The following is an 8,806-nucleotide window of genomic DNA, read 5'->3' on the forward strand; positions in this document are numbered from 1 at the left end:
TTTGAAAGCTATATTTGTAGCCAGTTTTTAAATATTATTCAGTTTTATGGATTTCACACTTTCCGAAGAACAGTTACTGATACAACAAGCGGCAAAAGATTTTGCCCAAAACGAACTTTTACCTGGTGTTATCGAGCGAGATGAAACTCAAAAATTCCCTAGTGAGCTAGTAAGAAAAATGGGAGAACTAGGTTTTTTGGGGATGATGGTTGACGAAAAATATGGTGGAAGCGGCCTTGGAACCCTCTCTTACGTAATAGCCATGGAAGAATTATCCAAAATTGATGCATCTGCTTCAGTAATGGTATCGGTGAATAATTCCTTGGTATGTTGGGGACTGGAAGCATACGGAACAGAAGAACAAAAAGAAAAGTACCTGACCCGATTGGCATCAGGTGAAATAATTGGCGCGTTCTGTTTGTCCGAACCCGAAGCGGGAAGCGATGCTACTTCTCAAAAAACAACAGCTATAGACAAAGGGGACCACTACCTATTAAATGGAACCAAAAATTGGATAACCAATGGAAATCAAGCCGAAGTCTATTTGGTCATAGCACAAACAGACAGAGAAAAAGGTCACCGTGGTATAAATGCCTTGATTGTTGAAAAAGGCACAGAAGGTTTCGACATTGGGCCCAAAGAAAATAAGTTGGGTATAAGAGGTAGCGATACCCACTCCTTAATGTTCAACGATGTAAAAGTACCCAAGGAAAACCGCATCGGCGAAGATGGCTTCGGTTTCAAGTTCGCTATGAAGACCTTAGCTGGAGGAAGAATTGGTATTGCTGCACAGGCACTTGGAATAGCTGCTGGAGCTTACGAACTTGCACTAAAGTATTCCAAACAGCGAAAAGCTTTTGGTACAGAAATTTCGAACCACCAGGCCATTGCCTTTAAATTGGCCGATATGCACACCAAAATCCAAGCGGCGCGCCATTTGGTTTATCAAGCCGCATGTGATAAAGATGCTGGAAACGATTACACACTTTCGGGCGCCATGGCCAAACTCTACGCGTCCGAAGTTGCTATGGAAACCGCTGTGGAAGCCGTGCAGATTCATGGTGGAAATGGATACGTAAAAGAATACCATGTAGAGCGATTGATGAGGGACGCGAAAATCACTCAAATTTATGAAGGTACCTCCGAAATACAGAAAATTGTCATATCAAGGAGCATCCTTAAAGATTAAATAATTACGACCCCCTCTCAAAAGAGGGGGTTCTTTTTCTTCAAAAGCCTTTTATTTACAAAACCCCCTTCTTTTTAGGAACTACTCCTCCTACAAATACAATCAAATACAACTAAACACTCTTTTCTTCGTAGGGAAGAGCATATTTTCGTTGTCCAATTTGAGATAATGATAATTTAACATTCCACATATTCCCAAATTGAATTTTTTTTAACCCCACAGACATTATCTTGATTATTTATCTGATAATCAACAAAAACCTTATATTTTATTCATTCATTTTGATATTTTTGAAGAAATACGTTAATGATGAGATTGAAGAAGCAAGGTTTATACCTACCGGAATTTGAGCATGATAACTGTGGCGCAGGTTTCATCTGTAGCCTAAAAGGAATAAAGTCCAACGATATAATACACAAAGCCCTCGAAATCCTTGATAAATTGGAACACAGAGGTGCTGTAAGCGCAGATGGCAAAACCGGTGATGGTGCAGGAATATTAATAGATATTCCCCATAACTTTTTTGTGGATACCTGTCCTTTTGAATTACCAAAAGCAGGTGAATATGCCGTAGGGAACGTATTTCTTCCACAAAAGGAAAACCAGCGTGACTTTTGCATCAAGGTTTTTGAGGAAAACATAAAGAAACAAGGACTTCAATTGTTAGGATGGAGAGATGTGCCTGTTAACCGTTCCGTTCCCGGAAGAATAGCTGCCGAAACCGAACCTTATGTAATGCAGGTTTTTGTTGCCAAAGGTGAAGCCTTGGATGATTTTCAATTTAACCTCAAGCTCTTCATTGCACGTAAAATCACGGAGCATACCGTAACCGAAAGTAAATTATCGGAAAGTGAATTCTTCTATCTTCCCAGCCTTTCCACTAAAATCATCATTTTTAAGGGGCTTTTGGTTCCAAAAGATATCAGTAGATACTATGAAGACCTATTGGACCCAAGAGTAGTTACACGCTTGGCTCTGGTTCACCAAAGATTCTCTACAAACACATTCCCAATGTGGGATTTGGCGCAACCTTTTAGATATATGTGCCACAACGGAGAAATAAACACCTTGAGAGGAAATGTTTCTCGCATGCGCTCGCGCGAAGAACTCATGGAGAGTGATTGGTTTGGTGAGGACATCAAAAAAATACTACCCATTGTATTGCCCGCTAAATCGGATTCCGCGAGTATGGATATGGTAGTTGAACTATTATTAATGACCGGGCGTTCGTTGCCCGAAGTTATGATGATGCTGGTGCCGGAAGCATGGGAGAAAAACCTTGACATGTCCGAGGCCAAAAGAGCATTTTACGAATACAATTCCTGTCTTATGGAACCATGGGATGGACCGGCCTCCATACCATTTACAGATGGCAACTATATCGGAGCGGTATTGGATAGGAATGGACTTCGCCCATCAAGATATTCTGTAACCAAACAAGGATATGTTATCATGTCCTCGGAAACAGGAGTTGTGGAACTAGAACCAGAGGATATTGAATTCCATGGAAGATTGGAGCCTGGAAAAATGTTCTTGGTAAACATGGAGGAAGGAAGAATCATTAACGACGAGGAAATCAAAGAGCACATTGCCAAAAAGCATCCATATCAAAAATGGTTGAAGAAGAATTTGGTGCATTTAAGGGATATACCTTATAACGATTGTCCTGTTTTCTTTGGCGAATTCCCTTTGCAAACCCGAAGAACTGCCTTTGGGTATACCCAAGAAGATATCAATACCATTATAATGCCCATGGCAGAAAATGGTAAAGAGCCTATTGGTTCTATGGGTTCCGATACACCGATTGCCGTACTATCTGAAAGACCCCAATTAATATACAACTATTTTAAGCAGCTTTTTGCCCAGGTAACCAATCCGCCTTTGGATGGTATACGCGAAGAACTGATCACGGATATTAGTCTAACCTTGGGAAGCGACCATAATATTTTTGACTTTTCCGAGCTGCACTGCCGAAAACTGAAAATCCAAAACCCTGTTATTTCCAAGGAAGATCTTGATAAAATCAAAAATTACGATGCCAGTCCGGATTATAAGGTAGTATCCATTTCCATGCTCTATGAGATCAACAAAGGGCACAATGGACTGGAAGAAGGCTTGGACGCCATTCTACAACAAGCCTCCAAGGCCATTGACGAAGACGCCAATATTATCATTCTATCGGATAGAATGGTGAGTGCAGAAATGGCTCCTATCCCAGCCCTTTTGGCATGTTCATATGTGAATAGCGGTCTCAGAAAATTAGGAAAACGCTCTAAATTGAGTATCATTATAGAATCCGCAGAACCAAGAGAAGTGCATCATTTTGCCTTATTGTTTGGTTTTGGGGCAAGTGCCATCAACCCATATTTGGTGAACGAAATCATTGGTGAGCAAATTGAAGAGAACAACATCACCGGTTACACTTTTGAGGAAGCTATCAAAAATTACAACAAGGCCATAGGAAAAGGTATCCTGAAGGTGATGAACAAGATTGGAATATCCACCCTTAACTCATATCGAGGATCACAATTGTTTGAGTGTATCGGTATCAACACCACGGTGGTGGATAAATACTTTCCAAATACCCCTACCCGTATTCAGGGAATTGGGCTTTATGAAATAGAGAAAGAAGTAACCAAACGCCATAAAAAGGCATTCCTAGCACAGGAAATAGCTGCCAATCTCGATATTGAGGTCGGTGGAGAGTATCGATGGAGAAGGAACGGCGAGAAACACATGTTCAATCCATTAAGTGTCGCCATGCTTCAAAAATCGGTACGCAATAACGAGCCGGAAACTTATAAAGAGTATTCCAAATTGGTCAATGAGCAATCCAAACACCTAATGACCATCCGCGGACTGTTCGAATTTTCGAACTATGACCCTATTCCCATTGAAGAAGTTGAACCTTGGACAGAAATTGTAAAAAGGTTTAAAACCGGGGCCATGTCCTATGGAAGCATCAGCAAGGAAGCCCACGAAAATCTTGCGGTTGCCATGAACCGAATTGGAGGAAAGAGTAATTCAGGTGAAGGAGGAGAGGATTCGGCTCGTTTCTATAAAAGTCAAACTGGCGATTGGAAGAACAGTGCCATCAAGCAAGTAGCTTCTGGTAGGTTTGGCGTAACGTCCAACTATCTGACCAGTGCACAAGAAATCCAAATAAAAATGGCACAGGGTGCTAAACCTGGCGAAGGTGGTCAACTGCCCGGTCCAAAAGTAAACCCTGCTATTGCCAAAACAAGGAACTCGACCCCTTATGTAGGATTGATTTCCCCGCCTCCCCATCACGATATTTATTCTATTGAGGATTTATCGCAATTGATTTACGATTTAAAATCAGCAAACAGAGAGGCTCGCATCAATGTAAAATTGGTATCCGAAGTTGGTGTGGGAACGGTAGCCGCTGGTGTTGCCAAAGCCAAGGCCGATGTTATTTTAATCTCAGGATTTGATGGAGGAACTGGGGCATCACCTTTAACCTCTTTGAAGCATGCCGGACTTCCATGGGAACTTGGAATAGCCGAAGCCCAACAAACTTTGGTGTTGAACGATTTACGAAACAGGGTAACCTTGGAATGCGATGGACAATTAAAAACAGGCAGGGACGTGGCAATTGCTTGCCTATTGGGGGCAGAAGAATTTGGATTTGCAACGGCTCCGTTGGTGGCATCCGGTTGTGTGATGATGCGTGTTTGTCACTTGAATACATGTCCCGTTGGCATAGCCACCCAGAACCCAGAACTTCGTAAAAAGTTTGAAGGTAAACCAGAGCACGTGGTCAACTACATGTACTTTGTTGCACAAGAACTACGTGGTATCATGGCCAAACTTGGTTTCAGAACCTTAAATGAAATGGTTGGACAGGTTCAAAAGTTAGATAGGAAAAAGGCCATTGAACATTACAAAGCTGCAGGTATCGACTTGTCTCCGATACTTTATCAAGTCGACGTGCCCGAAGGAACCAAATTCCACAATACCGAAAAACAATATCACGAGGTTGATAAATCCATCGAGTTTGAAATTATCGGAAAGGCTCACCCTGCCCTGTTCAGGAAAGAGAAAACCACCTTGGATTTCCCTATCCACAATACGGATAGAGCTGTAGGTGCTATTATCAGTAACGAAATATCAAAGATTTATGGTGCAGACGGATTACCAGAAAACACCCTTAAATTAAACTTTACAGGATCAGCAGGACAAAGTTTTGGAGCTTTTGCCACTAAAGGACTTACCATGGTGGTCAACGGAAATACCAACGATTACCTTGGAAAAGGTTTATCAGGAGCTAAATTGATTATTAAAGTGCCTTTTAAATCCACCATAAAGCCAGAAGACAACATTATTACAGGAAATGTGACCCTCTATGGAGCAACCTCTGGTGAAGCATACATCAACGGCAAAGCCGGAGAACGTTTCTGTGTTAGAAATTCTGGAGCCAAAGCGGTAGTCGAAGGGATTGGAGATCATGGATGCGAGTATATGACAGGTGGAGTTGCCGTAATTTTAGGTTCCGTCGGAAGAAATTTCGGTGCTGGGATGAGTGGGGGCATCGCCTTTGTATACGACAAGAATAACACGTTCAGACAACAATGTAATGGAGATCACTTGAACCTACTACCTGTTGATGAGGATAACGACATCAAGCAACTAAAAGATTTGATTGAAAACCATTACAATGCAACCTTAAGTCCTTTGGCGCAAAGCATTCTTGAAAATTGGGAAAAATGTCTTCCTAAATTTATAAAAGTATTCCCGGAAGAATACCGCCAAGCACTTATCCGATTAGAAGAAGAAAAAATGCAAACCTTATAATTTGAGACATGGGAAAGATTACAGGATTTATGGAATTTGACAGAAAGGATGAAACTTACGCCCCTGTCAAAGAACGCATCAAAAACTATAAGGAGTTTACCAAACCTCTAAAAGAAGGAGAATTAAAAGACCAAGGGGCCCGTTGTATGGATTGTGGAATTCCATTTTGCCACAGTGGTTGTCCGCTTGGGAATTTAATTCCTGATTTTAACGATGCGGTTTACAAAGGAAAGTGGGAAAAAGCAGCTGAAATACTTCATTCCACCAACAATTTTCCGGAGTTCACTGGAAGATTGTGTCCTGCTCCCTGTGAAGAAGCTTGTGTTTTAGGAATAAATGAAGCCCCAGTATCCATTGAGAATATTGAGAAGAATATTGTGGAAACAGCTTTTAAGAATAAATGGATTCTACCCGAGCCACCCACAATACGAACTGATAAAAAAGTAGCTGTCATAGGTTCTGGACCAGCTGGTTTGGCCGCCGCCCAACAACTTAACCGAGCAGGGCATACAGTTACCGTTTTCGAGAGAGATGAAAAACCTGGTGGCCTTTTACGATATGGTATTCCTGATTTTAAAATGGAAAAAAGCGTAATTGATCGTAGGCTGAAAATAATGGAAAAAGAAGGGATTCAGTTTAAAACAGGGATCCATGTTGGTATTGATGTCACTGCAACCGATCTACAGCAAGAATTTGATTCCATAGTACTGTGTGGTGGTGCTACGGTGAAACGAAACCTTCCCATTCCTGGGTCAGATGCCAAAGGAGTAGTTCAGGCCATGGATTTTTTACCTCAAAACAATAGAAAGGTGGATGGTATTCCATATAAAGGGGAAGAACTTTCTGCAAAAGGAAAAAATGTGATCGTAATAGGTGGTGGCGATACAGGTTCTGATTGTATCGGCACATCTATACGACAAGGTGCTACTTCGGTTACGAATTTTGAAATTATGCCCAAAGGAACTCCCGATCGTCCAGAAGGACAACCTTGGCCGTTTTGGCCAATGCGATTGCGCACCAGTACATCGCACAAGGAAGGGGCAGAACGTGTGTTCAGTATTTCGACTAAAAAATTTAATACAGATAAAGATGGTAATTTAAAAAGCCTGGTAACTGTAGAAGTTGAGTGGATCAAGCAACCCGGCCAACGACCTATGTTAAAAGAAGTGGAAGGCACAGAAAAAGAATGGGACTGTGATTTGGTTCTATTGGCTATGGGCTTTACCGGTTCCGAAACCACAGTTGCTGATCAATTAAATTTGGAATTGGATACAAGAACCAACATAAAAGCTTCTGTAGAAAATTATAAAACCAATGTTCCGGGCGTTTTTGCTGCAGGTGATCAAAGAAGAGGTCAATCCTTAATTGTTTGGGCCATTTCTGAAGGCAGGCAAGCGGCGCATTACGTCGATAAATATTTGATGGGGCAATCCTTTTTACCATTGAAAGGTGAAGGGGATTTACCAAGAGTATAAAAAACGCGTAAATCTCAACTAAACTTACGCCACTCCTCACGGTATTTCACTGTGGGGAGTTTTTTATGAGCATAAAATTCAAATCACAACCGATTATCAATCAATTACATAGGCAAATCCACCATCTACACACAGATAATGTGTTGACCAATAAATTGTTTGTATCTTCAGAAGAGTTGTCTTACCCTACTAGCCTTTAAACCCATTGCTATGTATTAAAAGAGAATAACTAACCTCTTAATACATTACTTATGAGAATTCTACTGACATTTTGTTTTTTATTCTTGACACTATTTGCATGTAAAACAAAAGAAAAAGACACAAAAGAAGAAACCGTAACTCCGCAAAAAGATCCGTTGGAATTGGGTGAAGTACATATACATACGCAAAGCATGGAATTTTTTGTCGCGGACACGCTGTACTCAGGTTGGAACACATTGATATACGATAATAAGTCACCTGAAGTACACTTTGTGATGATGGATCTATACCCGGAAGGTATAACAATAGAAAACACCAAAGCAGAACTACTACCTCCATTCGATGATGGAATGAGACTCATCATGGAAAACAAAATGGATAGTGCTATGATCGCATTTGGCAAAATACCTGAATGGTTCCAACAAGTAAAATTTTTGGGTGGGACGGGCCTTGTTTCCCCCAAACACACAGCAAAAAGCACAGTCTATCTAGAACCTGGACGGTATATGATGGAATGTTATGTAAAAATGTTCAATGGAGAATGGCATACTTCTCATGGAATGCTTAAAGAAATTATTGTATCCAATCTAACTACCGAGTTAACTCCTCCTGCTCCAACAGTCAGCATCGATATTTCGAGTACAGATGGACTTATTTTAAAAGACACTGTCACTTCAGGAAATCAGATTTTTCAAACCAATTTTATAGATCAAAAGGTCTATGAAAATTTTGTAGGACATGATATAAATCTTGTTCGTTACGACAACACTGCCTCCTTAGACTCATTAATCCAATGGATGAACTGGATGGATCCCAAAGGGTTAATTACTCCAGCCCCGAAAGGGTTTACATTTCTTGGGGGAATGAATAACCTTCCTGCAGGAAGCAAAGGTTTTTTTGAAGCCGACTTGATTCCTGGAAATTATGTTCTAATTTCTGAAGTTCCTGCTGCAGATGAAAAGAATCTGATGTATACCTTTTCCATTAAAGAATAGGATCAATATACCAAGTAAAAACAAAAAAAGCCCCTCACATATGTGAAGGGCCTCAAAGAAGGCGGCGACCTACTCTCCCACCTGGTGTGGCAGTACCATCGGCGCAAACGGGCTTAACTTCCCTGTTCGGA

At 41.0% G+C, this 8,806-nt stretch carries 4 protein-coding genes and 1 rRNA gene; 4 read left to right on the forward strand and 1 reads right to left on the reverse strand.

Annotated features, from left to right (window positions below; translation table 11 throughout):
- Positions 1 to 46: 46 nt before the first annotated feature.
- From ACQQ5U_RS13230 to ACQQ5U_RS13245, 4 genes are all read left to right on the forward strand, one after another.
- The gene (locus ACQQ5U_RS13230) at positions 47 to 1,189 is read left to right on the forward strand and encodes an acyl-CoA dehydrogenase (RefSeq protein WP_437398197.1); all 1,143 of its coding nucleotides are present in this window, start codon (positions 47 to 49) and stop codon (positions 1,187 to 1,189) included.
- 309 nt (positions 1,190 to 1,498) lie between these two features.
- The gene (gene gltB, locus ACQQ5U_RS13235; protein ID WP_437398208.1) at positions 1,499 to 6,004 is read left to right on the forward strand and encodes a glutamate synthase large subunit; all 4,506 of its coding nucleotides are present in this window, start codon (positions 1,499 to 1,501) and stop codon (positions 6,002 to 6,004) included.
- A gap of 8 nt (positions 6,005 to 6,012) precedes the next feature.
- Positions 6,013 to 7,479 carry a glutamate synthase subunit beta gene (locus ACQQ5U_RS13240; RefSeq protein ID WP_437398199.1) on the forward strand — a complete coding sequence of 489 codons (1,467 nt, stop codon included), beginning with the start codon at positions 6,013 to 6,015 and terminating at the stop codon, positions 7,477 to 7,479.
- A 251-nt stretch (positions 7,480 to 7,730) separates the two neighbouring features.
- Complete coding sequence (locus ACQQ5U_RS13245) at positions 7,731 to 8,675, forward strand: hypothetical protein (RefSeq protein WP_437398200.1); 945 nt, start codon at positions 7,731 to 7,733, stop codon at positions 8,673 to 8,675.
- A gap of 56 nt (positions 8,676 to 8,731) precedes the next feature.
- Here the strand turns inward: ACQQ5U_RS13245 and rrf are convergent.
- A 5S ribosomal RNA gene (rrf, locus tag ACQQ5U_RS13250) occupies positions 8,732 to 8,806 on the reverse strand; the annotation flags it as partial.

Source organism: Flagellimonas lutimaris, assembly GCF_051494225.1.
Taxonomy (GTDB): Bacteria; Bacteroidota; Bacteroidia; order Flavobacteriales; family Flavobacteriaceae; genus Flagellimonas; species Flagellimonas lutimaris_A.